Origin of the sequence: Pigmentibacter sp. JX0631, assembly GCF_029873255.1 — a bacterium.
GTDB lineage: Bacteria > Bdellovibrionota_B > Oligoflexia > Silvanigrellales > Silvanigrellaceae > Silvanigrella.
In genome coordinates, this window is sequence record NZ_CP123622.1 from 3,263,255 (window position 1) to 3,280,292 (window position 17,038).

Here is a 17,038-nt window from a genome sequence, read left to right on the forward strand (position 1 = left end):
CAGTGAAGCACATTTATTTAGATCATAATGCGACAAGTCCATCATCTGATGAACACTTGTCAAGCCTATTTTTGAAATTAAAAGATTCCATTGGAAATCCATCAAGCCCACATTCTAAAGGAAGAAACGCTTCAGTTTGTCTTACTGAAGCAAGAAAAGCGATAGCTAATTCCTTAAGCGTTGATGTTGGAGAAATAATTTTTTTATCTGGGGCAACAGAAGCTAATAATATAGCTACTATTGGTGTATTAAATTATACTAAAACTCCTATGCACTCGCAGCATGTAATTACTTCCTCAATTGAACATCCAGCTATTAAAGAACCAATACTTTTTTTAAAAAACTCGCAAAATTTGCAAGTAACTGAATTAAATGTTTCGTTTGATGGATTTATTCAAATTGAAGATATTATAAAAAATATTAAACCAGAAACAACGCTTTTAACAATTATGGCAGCTAATAATGAAATTGGTACCATTCAGCCAGTTAAATTTATTGGAGATTATTTACATTATATGCGTTGGGGAATTGTAACCTCACAAACGGATAAAGAGACTTTTGATTTATTAACTACAAATTATTTAAATTCTGAAATAACTAAAGAACATCTCCAAAAAATTCATTTCCACGTTGATGCTGTTCAAGCTTATGGAAAAATTGAATTAGAAAACTGGTTTTCTTTTGGTCATGATTCAGTTTCTATTTCAGGACATAAAGTTGGAAGTCTGCAAGGAATTGGAGCACTTTTTTTACGCCGTGGAAGAAAATATTTGCCATTAATTTTAGGTGGAGCGCAAGAAAAAAATAGACGAGCAGGAACAGAAAATTTGCCCGGAATTATTAGCTTTGGTTTAATCGCAAAAGACTTATATAGTGAGCATTGGAGAAATGAAAAAAGTTATATAACAAATTTGCGGGACACTCTTTTAACAGAACTTTCAAAACTTCCTAATATTGAACTAAACACACCAATTAATAATATATTGCCTAATACAGTAAATTTTTCTGTGCAAGGGAAAAAATTAAAGGGTGAAGATTTGTTGGTTGAATTAGATCTCCAAGGAATATGTGCTAGTTCTGGATCTGCATGCAGTAGTGGAGCAAATTTACCTTCAAAAGTAATTTTAGCTTTAGGGAAAGAAACATCTCAAGCAAAAAATACAATTAGATTATCTTTAGCATATTCTAACACAAAAGAAGAAATAGAAAAAACACTTTCAATAATTAAAAATTATTTAAGTAATTGATAACTAAGTTTTTATCAATTTAATATTTGTTCCATTCTATCTAAAGCTACTTTAAATTTATTAGGATCGATACCTAACCCTAAACGAAATCCAAATCCTTTATTAATTAAAGAAAGTTTTATTTCTTTATAAAAAATATTATTTTGGAAATTAAATTTGCCAAATTCCATTGAAGATAAAGGTAGAACGAAAATTCCGTTGCTTAATAGCAATTCCATTTTGTTATTTAAAGCATTTTCATCGTCAATATTTTTTAAACCTAAGACTGTTACTAAACCTCCTTCAGGAGTTATTCCATATAAAGTTTTTGAATGCACCAGGAATTGTTTTAAAGTTTCTCTGTTTATAAGCCATTCATTTTTTATCTTTTTAAATAAATTACTGTCTTGTTGAAGCAATACTTTATAAGATAGCCATTCAGAAAAAGGATTTACTGTATGTGTAGTATAATTCTTCTCATTTTGAATTGAATCTAATGCTTGTTTATTTCCTATGCACCATCCAATACGTAAGCCAGGACATCCAAAACATTTAATAAAAGATCCTGTGATAAATATATTTTGCTTATTACAATAAAGACTATTACCAAGGATATTTTGTTCTGAAGATAAAAATCTATAATGTTCATCGCCAATTAAGTAACAATTATTTTTATTAGAGTAATGTACAATTTTTTCTAAAATTTCTTCAGAAAATACTAATCCAGTAGGGTTATGTGGGTTATTTATAATAATACAATCAGGATTTTCATTATCCAATATTGTCATCCATTCATTAATATCTAAAAATGGAACACCATCTAGATTATAGCGAATAGGTAAGGGAATAATAAGAGCTCCCATAGCAGCAGGTATTTCATATAAAAGTTGAAAAGCAGGAATTGGAATAGCCACTTTCTTAGGTTTTAAATAGCGAAACAAAAGAAACAGTGCTTCACTTGTTCCTGTTGTGATTAAAACATTTTCTGTGGAAGTGGATGAATGCATATCTGCAACCAATTTTCTTAAATCTTCTCGACCTCTATTTGGGCTGTCGAATAAAGGTAAATTCATAATTTCAGTAAAAGAACTATTTTCTGAATATCCGCTTTCCTCTAGAAGCTCTTTTACGGTTCGAGGTCTTCCTCCAGATTCTCCCATATTGAAAACGGCTTTATTTCGAAAAGACTCTAACCAGTCTTCCATAAAAAAAGGCCTTAGTGCTTTCATCTTTATTTCCTTCTAATCTTGACTTCAATGTCGTGCCAGTCGCATTATATTTAACGTATGTGTGGCCACTATTTTAATAAGGGTGTCTTTTGTGAAATTTCTTTTTTCTAGACTAAAACTTAAAAAAACAGGAACAAGTTTTTTTTACTATATTATATTTATATTTTTGTATACTGGATGTGTGCATAATCAAGCAGAAGTATTAAAACCAAGTAATATGTATGAGGATGAAAATTATCAACCTGTTTTGACAAAATGGAGTAAAAGTACAAATATTTATAAAGATTTAGAATTGAAATTTAAGATAACCGCCGTACTAATATCTCCTGAAATGGAAGAAGCTTATAAAAATAGGATAGAATATATCTATGGTCCAAAAGCAAAAATCGATGAAAAAATACTTCTAAAAAAAGATACTATCGCAGTTGTTCTTGATTTTTTTTCAAAACCAGACACTTTTTTTGAATTGAGTGATGAAGGATTATGGAAAATTTCATTAAAAATAAATGATATCATTGTTCCTTCCCATGAAATTCATCCATATCGAAGAAAAGAAGGACTCAAGCCATTTTTTCCTTTGAGTTCATATTGGAGTAAGCATTACATTGTGTTATTTAAATTACCTTCTGAAGCGTTGAAAGGTTTGGAAGTAAAAGACTTATTTCTAAATGAGAAGAAAGAAAGTAAGGAATTATCTAGTAATGAAGAAAACAAAATAACATTATCTATGCATTCTGCGGAAGCTCAAATAAAGTTTTCATGGAATAACTAGAGTGTCTTAATTTGTTTTGAAAGGTAATATTTTGGAAGCATCTCAAAAAAATGAAGTAGAAATTAATACAGATAAAAATTCGAATAAATTATGGGAAATTGCTGATATTTTTCGTGATTTAGTATGCAATGAATTAAGAAATTTGGAACCTTATGAAAGAATTTCATTGAAGGGTGATTACTTATTTAAAATTGATTCACTACCTAGATTTATAGTAATGGTTGATGAAGAGGCTTCTTGGTCAGTTAGTATTGAACTTAGCAACAGAAATACAGAATTTAAATTTGTTACTGATTTCGGTTGTCCTTGGAATGTAACTGATGAAAATTTAATGAATGTTATTGAAGGTTCTTCTCGGACCACAATTTTAACAGATTCTGTTACTTTATATAAAATATTAACAGGAAATTTAAAAGCTCATAAAGCTTTTATAACTGGTAAAGTAACTATTGCTGGAGATCTTGCTGCTTTTTTAAAAATGGTATCCTTATTAAAAAAAGGTGGAGTTAAATCTAAATATGAATCAACTTTCCAAACATAATCAGACTGTTTTAATTACAGGTGCGTCTAGTGGTATAGGACTTGATTTCGCACATATCTTTGCAAAAGAAGGATATAGCCTTATTTTGGTTGCAAGAAGTGCTGATAAGCTTGAACGTTTAGCACAAGAAATTATTAAAAATTATTCCGTTGATTGTAAAGTTATTGCTTGCGATCTTGCAAAGCCAAATGCTGCAAAAGAAGTTCTTAATAAAACTAAATCCTTAGGGAAAATTGTTGATATATTAATCAATAATGCTGGTTTTGGTGTGTTGGGTAATTTTCATGAAATCAATTCCAAAATACAAGCAGAAATGATTCAAGTGAATATTACAGCTCTAACTGAATTAACTCATTGTTATTTAAATGAAATGCTGTTAACAGGGAGTGGAAAAATTTTGAATGTTGCATCGACTGCAGCTTTTCAACCCGGACCTTTTATGTCTGTTTATTATGCAACAAAAGCTTTTGTACTATCGTTTAGTGAAGCTTTAGCAAACGAATTAAAAGATACAAATATTCAAGTTTCTGTTCTTTGCCCTGGTCCAACTTTAACAGGTTTTCAAGCAACTGCTAAAATAGATGATTCTTCAAAAATATTTAATTCTAAGTTAGCTGCTGATTCACAAAGTGTTGCACAAGCAGGTTTTAGTGGTCTGATGAATAATGAAGTTTTAATTATTCCAGGTGTTGTTAATAAAATAGGTGTTTGTTCTGTAAAATTTTTGCCTCGAAGTCTAGTCACAAATATCACTAGATGGTTGCAAGAAAAAAAGTAACATTTACTATCTTCTTAATTTTTCCTTTTCTTCTAGGCTAAGTTGAAATCTTGTACGAGGAAGCTTCACATCTTGAATAGTTGATAAAGGAATTGATTCAAAGTCTGATTTTGTTCTTTTTCCAAAATCATATACTTCAGCAGCATTTTTGGATCTTGGAAAAGGGCTTTTTTCATCAACATTTAAAGCATTTTTTTGCTGCTTGGATGAAATACTTGCAGGTTCTGTTTTGCTATTTACTTGACCAAATAATTCTTGAGTTTTTGCTCTTAGTTTTAAAGTCATTTCAAATAAATCAACTACTCTTTCAGAAATTTTTTCAATACTTTCATCTGTCAATAGTAATCCAAAACGGCCTTCTACAGCACTTTCCTGGATTATTTCTCTAATGGCCTGTGTAGTTGCAATTCTGAAAATTTGACTCATAAGTTTTCCTTTGATTATACAAGAGTTCTAAAGAGTATTATAGCGATTTTTTGAGGTAAAAGAGTTGCCAAATTTTTAATTAACTAAGAAAAATATACCTGTTAATTTTTTCAAGGAGAGAAAATGCCAGAACTTGCTGAAGTACAGAATTTTGTAAACTCAATTAATAAAAATTTTTTAGGGTTGTCCATTAGTGAGATTAAATTTCACAGGCATAACTTAAGGTATCCATTTGATATTGAAGAATTAAATAATATTTTTGCCCAGGGAGCATCCTTCCAAAAGGTATTTCGAGAAGGCAAACAACTTGTGATAGAAACAACTCAAGGTGCAGTAAATATCAGTTTGGGAATGTCGGGTGCATTTAAAGCAATAGAAAATAATCAAATTGAAAAGCATCAGCATGTCTCAATTTATTTTCGGAATGGTTCAGGTCTTGCTTATATTGATCCAAGAAGATTTGGATTTTGGAAAATCCGTGACGCAAAATTAGAGGAATCAACTACTATTTGTGATCCGCTTGATCAATTAGCATTAAACGAAGTTTTTAAGAACAAAGGTATTGTGTTAAAAAATAGAAGTATAAAAGAAATGCTAATGGATCAAAAAATAATTGGGGGTATTGGGAATATTTATGCTTTAGAAGCTCTCTTTTTAGCAAGAATATCTCCTTTTCGTGCCTGTTCGACAATAGAACCTAAAGAGTGGAAAATTCTAGCTAATCAAATACCAGTAATGCTAGAAAAAGCTATTGTACTTGGAGGATCAAGTATAGCTTCTTATCGCAGCTTTTCAGGCAATAAAGGCAGTTTCCAAGAGTTGCATCAAGTTTATGGTCGAGACGGACAAAAATGCTTAAGATTGAAGTGTAATGGGTTAATAGAAAGGCTTCCGCAGGGCGGAAGAAGCTCTTGGTTTTGCCCAATCTGCCAAAAGTAATTTGAGGGTTAGGTATGAGTACAATAATAGAAACGTTAGGCAAGAATGGGGAAACAAAAAGCTCTATTTTTTATGTTAAAGAAAATATTATCAAACCTGAAGAATTCATTTCTGAAGTAAAACTATTTTTAGCAAAGCAAAACTCATATTTAGACGAGTTTATTTTGATTTTGCAACATAACTTTTACGCCCCTTGGAGACAAGAAGAAGAAAAAATTTGTATCTATTACTTATTTGAGAGGGAAAGGGAAAATAGCAGTTATTATGTCAGTTCAATTTATCCTTCAAATGTATTTTATACATTTAATGAGGGTTCTGTTGAAAGTTCTAAAAAAGGTAAGCTACTTCAAATCTGTAAAGTTACCATAACCGAATTTGAAGAAAAAAAATTATTCAAAGAATTGAAGCAAAATATTTTCATCAAAAATAAGAATAATTGTTTCCAACCTGATAATTTATTTAAATTTATTCCTATCAATATCTTAAAACCTTGGGGACAAGAGATTTGGTTCACTGGAGTGGAAAAAAGGGGAGTTGCAAAAGTAATACCTGTAGATGGTGACATTTCAATTCCTATCCCATGGATCTTTCAAGCTCTTCCAAGTACTTTGTTAGGAAAACAATTTGAAGAAAGACAACTTATTCTTGTTAAAATATTAGAACCTATTTCAGAGAAAGTTTATGGAGATTTATATTATGAACTACATACTGAAAAAAACGAAGTTTATGTTGTTACTAAAATTAATTCTCCATCAGGGAAAATAAAATATGGAGTGAATCCAGAGAAGTTAAAAACATATACTAGTAAAAGTGTATTTAAAAAAGAATTACTTACTGTGATTAAGGAATATGAAAATATCAGGAAAAAAATTGACGCATATTTTGATAATTTTCGAATTGCAGAAGGAATTTCTTTAAATGAACCTATTTTACCTAATAAAATAAAAGAATGGCAAAAGAAAATTCCATTGGAAGATGTGAATGAAGAAGAAGAAAAAAGAAAAAAAATGGATTCTTTTGCGGGCTATCTTGATTTAGATTTAGCAGACGTAATTCAAGTACCCATTTTAGTACCGCATGCCTTACAACATGGTGTAACTGTTGTTGAGTTTCAAACTCCTACCTATGAGCGGCTCATTTTAAGTTTTGCCCAAAAAGTCTTAACGCAAGAAAACTGGGATACAGATAAAGCTGTAGATATAATGCAACTAGCTACTCCTCAAAAAACAAATTTAAAAATTCTTAGCAAAGATGAGGTTTATACTGAAGAAGTTGTTTGTCATTTTAATGAATTTCGAGCAAGTAGAATAACATTGGAAGCGAATAAAAATGTAAATTTACCTACAATAGAATTCTATAAAATATTATTTCACTTATCTGGTAAGTTGATAATTAATGTAAGTAAACTAAATGGTGAGAAAATTCGGCATGAAATAGCTCCTGGCGAATGTATTTTTATCCCAGCTAATTTAGAATTTTCTTTACAAGCCTCAAATGAAAAGTGTATTTTATTAATGTGTATTCCTAACTAACTAACAATTTTTTGATAAAATTTAAGTTCATATAGCTTGTTCCGATACTTAAACGAATATCGGAATGAAGTAAATTGTATGTTTTTTTCTTTTTTGATTCATACAATTTTGGAGATAGTATGAAGTTAGCTCCTAAAATCATTATTTTGTTATTGGTAGTTACTTTTGGAGTTATGTCTATTTATAGTTTTTTTCAAGTAAAAAAGGCAGAAAAATCATTTAATGCGGATGCAGAATCAAATCATGTTCTATTACTATCTAATTCCCTTGGTTTTTTGTCAAAATCTCTTTGGGAGCTTGATAAAGATATTGCTGCACGTGGAATGAAACCTTTATTTGAAGCTGAAACAGTAATAAATATCCAAATATTTGATGCAGAAGGGCATTTTTTTTCAGGTTATCAGTACAAAATTGGAGCAGATAATAAAAAAGAATTAATTGAAGCAGAAGACAAAGGAAATGAAAAAGATTTTAAACCTAATGATTTACAAAAAGTGAAACGTAATTATGATTCAGTACCATCTAAAATGGTTTCTCAGATGCAAAATCTAGTCGATGGTTCGCATAGATTAATAGGCTCTTTATGGTGGAAAGAAACAGATTTATCAGAGCCAAAATTTCTCGGTTACGTTGTACTAAATTTTTCTACAGAATATATACAAAAACGACTCTTTGAACAAAAAATAAGTTTTATTCTTTTTACAATTGCTTTGAGTTGTACTATTCTACTATTGACTTATGCTTTTTTAAAAAAACAGATAATAAATCCTATTCAATTACTTATGCAAGCGAGTCTAGACATAGCAAATGGGAAATTTACTAAAATTAAAAACAAATTTAGATATAATATTGGAAATGAAGAAGATGAAATTGATAAGTTAACTACTAACTTTAATTTCATGGTTGATAAAATAGAGCATAGTTTGTTAATGATAAAAGGGTTATCCGAAGCAGCTCAAGCGATAGTTAAATGTATGAATATAGAAGAGTCTGTGAAGATTTATGAAAAATATTTGAGAGAACTTATTAAGTTAAATAAAGTTGAAGTTTGGTTGAATATTGAAAATGAAGCAATGAATAATCCAAAAGGGATTATTAGAATCTCAGATAAACTACAAAAAGAAAATTTAACTCCAATTTTACAAAAAGTACTTTCTAGTAAAGATTTAATTATTGAAAGTTCTCAATTATTTATTTCTGGAGATTATATAAATAATTCAATTCTCTTATTTCCATTGTTAAATACAAAAAATATTTTAGTAGGTGTTGTTGAAATTTTCTTTCCTAAAAATATTACAGGATTATCTCAAGAAAGTCTTGGAATATTAAGTACACTTAGTACTTCACTAATTACTGCAGTGGAAAATGAGTGGCATGTTATAAGAGAAAAAAACAGAGCTAATTTAGAGAGAGATATTGAATTAGCAAGTGCGGTTCAAGATTCAATTATCTCAAAAAATTATCCTAATTCAAAAAATTTTGATTGTTCTATTTTCTTTAAAACAGCCAGCCAATGTGGTGGTGACTGGTTTGGTATTTATGAAATTGATGAAAATAGAATTTTAGTTTTATTTGGAGATGTTACTGGGCATGGAACTCCTGCGGCTTTAATTACTGCAGTAACAAGAGGATCTGCCGACATGCTATTTCAATTTATAAAAATGGGGAATAATAGAATTAATAATGACTTCCCCTCCCAAGTTTTAAAATTTATCAATGAATGTATTGTTGATACAGGAAGACAAACCTATTTAATGACCATGGTAGCAGCATTAATAGATTTCAAAGAAAATAAAATTTATGCCTCTTCCGCTGGCCATACTCCACCGGCTATTGTAGATACAAATAAGGAAAAATCTGATGTAAAATATATTTATCCTGCAATGGGCTCAAGACTCGGATTTACTAAAGGTAGTGAATATGAAACAAAGGAATTTGATTTTTTACCCGGACAAAAAATAGTATTTTATACTGATGGAATTGTCGAAGGAGAGTCACCCCAAGCAAAAGAGTATGGGCTTAAAAACTTTAAAAAATCTATGGAATCTCATGGACAGTTAGACCCAATTGAATTTATAAAGAACGTAACCAATGATGCGTTCAAATATTTTGATGGTATTCCGCAAAAAGATGATATCGCTTTATTAGCAATTCGGTTTTTAAAATCATCGGATACAAAAGTGATAGCAGAAGTCGCTTAATAAATATTTAACTTTTAAAAAATAATTTATTATTTTTTTTAAAATTTAAATTATATTTAAATTGGTAAAATAATGAATGTCATATTTTAAGACAAAAATAGGAAAGCTAAAAGTTTTATTTTTTACTATAATTCAAAGTTTAATAACAATTTGTCATTTCTCTGTTAGTTATCTTTTGATATAAAAATATGATTTTTTGTAATTTATAAAATTGTCTTAATATTAGACAAAATTTTGTAAGATTGTCGCTTATTAGTTAGCAAGTAATAATATTTGTAATTAAATGAGCTTCTTTTTCTCCTTTTATCCTACCGTTACATTTCTATTAAATAATTATTCCTTTATTTTTCAGTTAAATCCCACCTTAAAAAAAGAAGCTCAAATTTATTAGTATAAACTATATTTTATAAAACTTTTTTTTGTTTCCTAACTATTGCAAAAAAATTGCTAGAATTTAAAAATTACAGAATTGTAACATTAGGCTGGACTAATATTCACATGAGCTGATACAAATAAACAGTAAGAAGCCCATTAGTTTTGGGTTTTGACTGAAATAAGTTTTTATAAGGTACTAAAATGCGACCATTTATCTCTTTGAAATCGATTGAAGAAAGAATAAACGGAAAAGGGCTCGAGATTGATGCCGTTCCTTTAGCGCAGATCCTTGATTTAGATAAAACCCCTGTTTATGTTACAAGCTTAAATGCAGTATCTCAAAGATTAAATAAATACAAAGAAGCACTTAGCATTCATTTTAAGCAAAACGAAATATTTTATGCAATGAAAGCTAATTTTGCAGCTCCAATCCTAAATACTGTCAGTAAAGAAAATTTTGGAATCGATATTGTTTCCATCGGAGAATGGCGAAAAGCTTTAGCTTCTGGAATTCATCCAAATAAAGTTTGCTTTGCTGGAGTTGGAAAAAAAGAATCAGAATGGAAAGAGGCAATATTAGGAGGTCTTGGTAATTTAAGTGTTGAGCATTTAACGGAATTAACTGAGATACTAGACTTTCTTTCAGAAGAAAAAAAATTAAATTCTATTGCCCAAAAAAAACTTGTTGTTTCTTTACGCCTAAATCCAGCAGTTGAGGTAGATACTCATCCACACTTAAAAACTGGAGCGTTAAATTCAAAATTTGGTGTATTATTTGAGCATTTTTGTAATTGGTTAAATGCGAAAAAAATGCAATTTAAAAATGAGGAGTTGTTTCTTAACTGGATAAATCCACTAAAAGGAATTCATGTTCATATAGGCTCACAATTAACTGAGAATTCAATTTTTCCTTTAGTAGCAAGGAAAGTGTTAGATTGTGCACAATTTATGTTTGAAAATAAAATATTTGTTCAACATATAGATTTTGGAGGAGGACTAGGTGTTGGACAAAATGGCGTGCCAGAAAATGGGGAGGATATTTTCTCTCATGTCCATTTTGTATGTAATGCTTTTAAACAAGAGAGTAAAAAATATCCTAAATTGCTATCGATTTGGAACGATGATTTCTCTAATTTATTTGTTTGTATGGAACCAGGTAGAAGCATAGTTGCTAGCTCTACAATTTTTTTGACAAAAGTTCTTTATGAAAAAAGAAATTCTGTTGAAAATATATTTTGTTACGTAGATGGAGCAATGAATGATTTTCCAAGGCCAAGTATTTATGGAGCCGTTCATCATGCGGAGTTAGTAAATTACGATAATATGAATTTGAGTAAAAACGATTTGAACATTTTTTCATGGAATATTGTTGGTCCTGTATGTGAAAGTGGTGATTTTTTAGCTAAAAATGCTTTGTTACCTCAGATACATAAAGGAGATGTAATAGCATTCTTTGAAGCAGGGGCGTACTGTCGATCAATGGCAAGTCAATATAATTTACGAGAATTACCTTCAGAAATATTTGTCAGAGATGGAAATATAACTGATATATTTTAGTAATTTATATTTAGTAAAATTTAAATATGGAAGTTGCAAGGATGCATAGTACTAGTCAATCTAGATTTATTCAGAATAAAACTAATCTTCTTATAAGAGAAGAATATATTGGTAAAGAAATAATTGATCTTTTAAATTGGTTTATTATGTCTTTTAAAAGTGATAATACTCAGCAATCATATTCGAGAGATTTAGAAGAGTTTTTCTTGTTTGCGTTCAAAACGCTTAAAATTAAAATCACTTCATTGAAACAAATTACTGAAAGACTTGTTTTGTTATGGAAAGAAAGTTTAACGGAGTTTTCTATAGCTTCAATTGCAAGAAAGCTTTCCTCACTTTCTTCCTTATTAACATATGCTAGGAAAAAAGGTCTTATTGAATATAATATTTTAGAATTAATAAAAAAACCTAAGCTTGATAAAAAAGGCAAAACAAATATTTTAAAACAAGAAGAAGTCTTAAAACTTTTAGAATATTGTAAGAAGCAATATCAAATATCAAAGTGTAAAAAAAGTAGAACATATTGTGTTTGGAGACTCAGATATACAGTAATGTACACTTTATTTACAGTTGGTATGAGAGTGGAAGAATTGTGTGAATTAAAAATTAAGCATTTAGAAAAAATAGGTCAAAATTGGAAGCTCCATTTAACTACCAAAGGAGATCTTCCGCATTCACCATTTATCCATCAAAATACAGCACAAGTTTTGATAGAATACAAAAATGAGTTTCGCCAAGATGCTCACCCAGACGATTTCTTTTTTACAAGGTCCCAGTTGTCTAAAAATACAACAAAATTGAATCGGGCTTCTATTTTTGACATGGTGAAAGTTGCCGTTAAAGAATCAGGGATATTTAGAGACGTTAGTCCTCATAGTTTTAGGACTACCTTAGCTACATTGTTGCATTCAGAGGGTGTGCCTATAATCCAAATTCAAAACTTATTGAACCATAAATTAACCGCAACAACTTCAATTTATATTAAGAAATCCAATGAGTTATCAGCTGCGGCGACAAGAAAAATTGGTTTTTTTGATTAAGTAAACAAAAATCCAAAAATATTCTAATTTTTCTTGGAATAATATTTCTTCTGGTTAAAAATATAATAAAACACTGTTAAATATATATAAAATTAAAATAATTATTAAAATTTTTTGTAAATAAAAAAACAATAAATACTAGTGATAAATTATCATAAATGAATATTCTTATTAATTTTAACTTATGTCTATTTTGAAGACAAAAAAATTCCAGTTTGAATGAAAAAAGTGTTTAAAATACATTGAGGAGGAATTGTCTTTATGAGGTCTCTTCAATGGGAAGAAACAATGTTTTAAAAACTAAGAAAAAAGTATGCTTACTAAAAGCAGTTAGTTTTGTATTTTTATTCTTCCCTATTTATTCTTATGCAAGTAGCAAAGAGTTTTATTTATTTTTTTCTATAAATCATTTATTAAACGAGAAAGATAACAAGCTTGAAATTATTCCTAGCAGAATAAAGCTTGGTAGTAGTTATGATAGTATGATATTAGCTGGTCAAGATAAAGTTTGTGATGAAATTTTATCCTTTTCAAATGATTATATCAGTATCAAAGATCCTGGCCTAAAATTAACAACTTATACTGAATGTAAAGTCTCTTTAATAAACAAAAAAAATAAAATTAGTGATGAAGTTACTTTTAAATTAAATAGAACTTTTACTTCATGGTGTTTATTAAAGGAACGAACTTCTGACGATATAAAATTAACAATTGACGCAGTATTAAATACTGTCCAAGTTAAAGAATGCAATGACTTTGCTTTAAAACAAACTCTTTTTAATGCTAAAATGTTAAATTTGACTGGAAAAAAAATCGTTGATTTATCTCCATTAAGTGGGTTAATAAATTTAAGGGCATTATGGCTTGATGACAATAAAATTTCCAAAATAGATCCTATCTCTTCACTAAGAAATTTAATAGTTTTAAGTTTGTCTAATAATTCCATTGAAAATATAAATAACATTAGTAATTTAAAAGAATTGCAATGGCTGTTCTTAAGTGCAAATAAAATAAGAGGAGTAGAAGAGTTAGCGACTTTAAAGAAGATAAAGGTCTTATCTATAAAAAATAATTTTATATTAAATCCAGCGCCGTTGTATAGTTTTCAAGCAAATACAATTATTCTACCACAAGGCAATCCTTTTATTAAGGATACATGCTTGAAATATAGTACAATAGATGACAAAAATTCAGTGAAACAACTTAACTGGCTTGATAAAGTTTGTAAATTTGAGCAACTAAATAAAAATGTAAGATATTTAAATTCTTCCTCTTCTAGTAAATAAATTTTAAAGCTAAATTAATTATTCAAATCTATAGGAAGTCCTTCTTGCTGCATAATAAATAATGCGTTGGTAGTAGGGCAAGGTCCTTGTTTTAGTTTATAATCAAAAGCCAATTTATTATTTTCTATATGCTCTTTAAAGTGCATGTTAACTAAGCGTTGATCTGTTTTTTGTATTTCAGCTAAAGCTAGATCATGCGTTGATATTAAGCCAAAAGATTGCTTGTTAAACAGATTTAAAATTATATTTAAGCTTCCAATATATCTTTCCTTGTTATTTGTTCCCCTAAATATTTCATCAATTAAAAAGAAACCGGGTACCGCATTATTTTCTGCCAGTGAATCAAGTATAAATTTTAAACGTTTAACTTCTGCATAGAAATAGCTTGTCCCTTCTATTAAGGAGTCATCAATACGAATTGCACATAATATTCTCGAAGGCTTAATGCCTAATTTTTTAGCAAATACTGGAGCCCCCATATTTGATAGTAAAATATTAACACCTAAAGTACGTAAAAAAGTACTTTTTCCTGCCATGTTACTTCCAGTTAAAAGAATTAATGGCGATTGTTCGGAAATGGTAATCGTATTAGTTATTCTATTTATTTCTGGGATAAAAGGATGACCAATATCTTCTATTATGACGCTATTTTTTTCGATAGAGAGCCTTTCAGCTAAAGTAATAAATTTGCTTTCAGAGTTCTCAATTTTGAATCTTGCAAATGCACATAGTAAATCAAAAAGGTGTAATTCTTTTTCCCATTTTTCAATTTCAGCTTGCATATTTCTAATTCTTTTTTCAAGAAAAAAACATAATAAAGCATCAAAAGGTAAAAGAAGATGGATTGTAATCCAGAAGATAACGTTACCTCTTAAATCTAATAAACTTAATAGAAAATTTAAATGTTTGATTTTTTTTAATGAGATAGTAGATAAAAATGAAAATTCAAGAGTTTTAAAAAGCTGATTTTTATTTTTAAGATTTTCTGTTATAACTTCAATTTTCTTTGAAGAAATTAATATTTTATTTGCAATTTCGGTTACCGGCTGAAATAAATAAATACTTATTCCTAGGAAAAGTCCGTAAGTAAGTAATCCTTGTATTAGTGGATCAGAATTACCAGAATTTAAATATTTCATTAAAGATGGGATTAAAATTGCAGCCCACATTAGTATACTAATTATTGTAAAAATAGAATAAAATAAGGATTTATTTTTTGATATTTCTGGTATTTTTTTATTATCTAAATCTTCACTTTTTGGAATACTACTAATGCTTAATTTAATTACTTCTAATCTACGAATTAGGGTAGGATCATTTACAAGTGCAGTTGCTTTAATAGTTCTTTCATTTATTTTTTCGATGGCTTCAGGTGCTATTCCTGCTAGCATTAATAAATTAAATAAATTAGTAGAACCTTCCTTAGTAGTGCATGTATCCAGTAATTTAAATAACTGAGTATGAATATCCAAATCATGCGCATAAATGTGTCCATTTGGTACTTTTATAACCTCTTTGTGCCATGGAGAGACATAATTATCTATAACTTTAAAATTTCTTTCTTTTCTAGCCTGTGATAATAAATAACTTATTTGAATAGCATTCCATTTTTTTTGGTTGGATTGTATTTTTTTATGAATCCATGAAGTAACAATACAAAAAATTAAAAAAGAAAGTATAAGAAAAATATTAAATACAACTTTATCTTTATCAAAAATCCCAACTATAATAGCTAAAAATGCTATAGTACTGATCAAACGAAAAATAGCCACTTTATTATCTAAAGATTTCAATCTGTTGTCATAAAAAATGGCTAATTTTTTGCCACTCTCATAGTTCTGATTATATTCTTGTTTCTTTCGGCCAGACTCGACAAAACTCATTATCATTCTCACTAGTTAGGTATATTATGGAACGGACATAGAACGCTAACATACCAATGAAAGAATTGCCAAGACCATAGATTAGGTAACAAGTGTCTAAATAATTACCATATATTTTTTTATTGTTTAAATTTTTATCAGCTCAAATTTTAATCTATTTGTAACGTTATATGATTTCAAGCTGTTATGCATGGCATGACTTTTGCTCATGGTTAAATATGCTTTATTTTAAAGCGTAGGAGTATGTTTTCTTAATTACTTGAAATGACTCCAAACGTTTGTTTAGAGGTTTTAAATGAAATTATTTCTTGCATTAATCACTTTTATCTTAAGTTTAAATGTTTTAGCCGCAGAGCCTGCTAAATCACTTAAATCAAATAAAAGCCGTCAATTATCCAAAGAGCAAGTTGCTTATACTCTTGAAAAAGCAGGATTTCCAAGAGAAATAGTTCCAGTTGTTACTTGTTTAGCAGAATATGAGTCGAATTTTAAGCCAACGGCTGTAAATCGTCACAACACAAATAATACTAAAGATCACGGTTTGTTACAAATAAACGACATCTGGATGAAAGACTGTAATTTAAATGAAACTGATTTATATAATCCATTAAAAAATGCTAGATGTGCTTTGAAAATATATAAAACACAAGGTTTGACCGCATGGGTTACTTACAATAAATTCAAGAAAACCTGTTTAGCTTACCAAATTCCTAATTATAACACTAAAAATATTGCTGAAATTATAGTTAGAAACAATGAAGTGATGTAAATATATCATTGAAGAAGCAATTCTTTTCTTTGACCTACCTAAGTGACTTTCTCTGTAGTACAATACCCTATGAAAAATGTTGAACTTTTTGCATGGGGAAAATTATGAGAAAAAATGTAAGTTCTCTTCTTGCTGCTTTTTTAAGTTTTGTTTGTGTAGTTATTGGTTTAATTAAGTTACTTCCTCATTTTAATAAAAACAATGAACTTGACCATACTTGGGTTGTTTTTGTTACCTTTGCATTTCCCTTAATGGTTTTTGTTTATGCCATAGCTGGAGCCAATGAGCAGGCTAAATCAGTGGCTCCTAATGGCTACGGTTTAGTATTATCTATTCCAACAATTATTGCCGCTGCTTATTTAGGTTCTTGGATTGCAGCTGTTTGTATGTTACTTGTTACCATATTAATATTTGTCCAACTCCTTCAAGATTTAAAAGAAGAAGGTTCAAATCATCATTAAATTTTATTTTCTTCTTTCCTTTC

Annotated in this window: 15 protein-coding genes; 12 read left to right on the plus strand and 3 right to left on the minus strand. The window is 29.1% G+C overall.

Annotated features, from left to right (window positions below; all coding sequences use genetic code 11):
* Positions 1-2 precede the first annotated feature (2 nt).
* On the plus strand, positions 3-1,247 hold the full coding sequence (locus tag QEJ31_RS14045) for a cysteine desulfurase family protein (protein WP_280591066.1): 1,245 nt from the start codon (positions 3-5) through the stop codon (positions 1,245-1,247).
* A 14-nt stretch (positions 1,248-1,261) separates the two neighbouring features.
* On the opposite strand, the gene QEJ31_RS14050 is transcribed toward QEJ31_RS14045, so the two are convergent.
* Positions 1,262-2,455 carry a pyridoxal phosphate-dependent aminotransferase gene (locus QEJ31_RS14050; protein ID WP_280591067.1) on the minus strand — a complete coding sequence of 398 codons (1,194 nt, stop codon included), beginning with the start codon at positions 2,453-2,455 and terminating at the stop codon, positions 1,262-1,264.
* Positions 2,456-2,546: 91 nt separating this feature from the next.
* Between QEJ31_RS14050 and QEJ31_RS14055 the strand changes: the two genes are divergently transcribed.
* From QEJ31_RS14055 to QEJ31_RS14065, 3 genes are read left to right on the plus strand one after another with little or no spacing between them, the layout of a single operon-like run.
* On the plus strand, positions 2,547-3,227 hold the full coding sequence (locus QEJ31_RS14055; RefSeq protein ID WP_280591068.1) for a hypothetical protein: 681 nt from the start codon (positions 2,547-2,549) through the stop codon (positions 3,225-3,227).
* Between the two features lie 31 nt (positions 3,228-3,258).
* Complete coding sequence (locus tag QEJ31_RS14060; RefSeq protein ID WP_280591069.1) at positions 3,259-3,768, plus strand: SCP2 sterol-binding domain-containing protein; 510 nt, start codon at positions 3,259-3,261, stop codon at positions 3,766-3,768.
* Entirely contained in the window at positions 3,746-4,546 is an 801-nt protein-coding gene (locus QEJ31_RS14065; RefSeq protein WP_280591070.1) for an SDR family oxidoreductase, read from the plus strand. The genes QEJ31_RS14060 and QEJ31_RS14065 overlap by 23 nt, the downstream gene beginning before the upstream one ends.
* Positions 4,547-4,552: 6 nt before the next feature.
* Here the strand turns inward: QEJ31_RS14065 and QEJ31_RS14070 are convergent, their stop codons facing one another.
* Complete coding sequence (locus QEJ31_RS14070) at positions 4,553-4,972, minus strand: hypothetical protein (RefSeq protein WP_280591071.1); 420 nt, start codon at positions 4,970-4,972, stop codon at positions 4,553-4,555.
* Between the two features lie 123 nt (positions 4,973-5,095).
* On the opposite strand from QEJ31_RS14070, the gene mutM reads away from it, so the two are divergent.
* The 6 genes from mutM to QEJ31_RS14100 all read left to right on the plus strand — a co-directional run bounded on the left by mutM (position 5,096) and on the right by QEJ31_RS14100 (position 13,902).
* Positions 5,096-5,911 carry a bifunctional DNA-formamidopyrimidine glycosylase/DNA-(apurinic or apyrimidinic site) lyase gene (gene mutM, locus QEJ31_RS14075; RefSeq protein WP_280591073.1) on the plus strand — a complete coding sequence of 272 codons (816 nt, stop codon included), beginning with the start codon at positions 5,096-5,098 and terminating at the stop codon, positions 5,909-5,911.
* A gap of 14 nt (positions 5,912-5,925) precedes the next feature.
* Positions 5,926-7,443: a hypothetical protein gene (locus QEJ31_RS14080; RefSeq protein WP_280591075.1), complete on the plus strand. Its 1,518-nt coding sequence runs from the start codon at positions 5,926-5,928 to the stop codon at positions 7,441-7,443.
* A 119-nt stretch (positions 7,444-7,562) separates the two neighbouring features.
* A complete protein-coding gene (locus QEJ31_RS14085) occupies positions 7,563-9,644 on the plus strand; it encodes a SpoIIE family protein phosphatase (RefSeq protein ID WP_280591076.1) in 2,082 nt (693 codons plus the stop codon).
* A 576-nt stretch (positions 9,645-10,220) separates the two neighbouring features.
* The gene (gene lysA, locus QEJ31_RS14090) at positions 10,221-11,576 is read left to right on the plus strand and encodes a diaminopimelate decarboxylase (protein WP_280591078.1); all 1,356 of its coding nucleotides are present in this window, start codon (positions 10,221-10,223) and stop codon (positions 11,574-11,576) included.
* 41 nt (positions 11,577-11,617) lie between these two features.
* Complete coding sequence (locus QEJ31_RS14095; protein WP_280591080.1) at positions 11,618-12,616, plus strand: site-specific integrase; 999 nt, start codon at positions 11,618-11,620, stop codon at positions 12,614-12,616.
* A 275-nt stretch (positions 12,617-12,891) separates the two neighbouring features.
* The gene (locus QEJ31_RS14100) at positions 12,892-13,902 is read left to right on the plus strand and encodes a hypothetical protein (protein ID WP_280591082.1); all 1,011 of its coding nucleotides are present in this window, start codon (positions 12,892-12,894) and stop codon (positions 13,900-13,902) included.
* Between the two features lie 14 nt (positions 13,903-13,916).
* Here the strand turns inward: QEJ31_RS14100 and QEJ31_RS14105 are convergent, their stop codons facing one another.
* The gene (locus tag QEJ31_RS14105; protein ID WP_280591084.1) at positions 13,917-15,785 is read right to left on the minus strand and encodes a hypothetical protein; all 1,869 of its coding nucleotides are present in this window, start codon (positions 15,783-15,785) and stop codon (positions 13,917-13,919) included.
* Positions 15,786-16,080: 295 nt separating this feature from the next.
* On the opposite strand from QEJ31_RS14105, the gene QEJ31_RS14110 reads away from it, so the two are divergent.
* Positions 16,081-16,554: a transglycosylase SLT domain-containing protein gene (locus QEJ31_RS14110; RefSeq protein WP_280591086.1), complete on the plus strand. Its 474-nt coding sequence runs from the start codon at positions 16,081-16,083 to the stop codon at positions 16,552-16,554.
* Positions 16,555-16,658: 104 nt separating this feature from the next.
* On the plus strand, positions 16,659-17,015 hold the full coding sequence (locus tag QEJ31_RS14115; protein ID WP_280591087.1) for a hypothetical protein: 357 nt from the start codon (positions 16,659-16,661) through the stop codon (positions 17,013-17,015).
* Positions 17,016-17,038 lie beyond the last annotated feature (23 nt).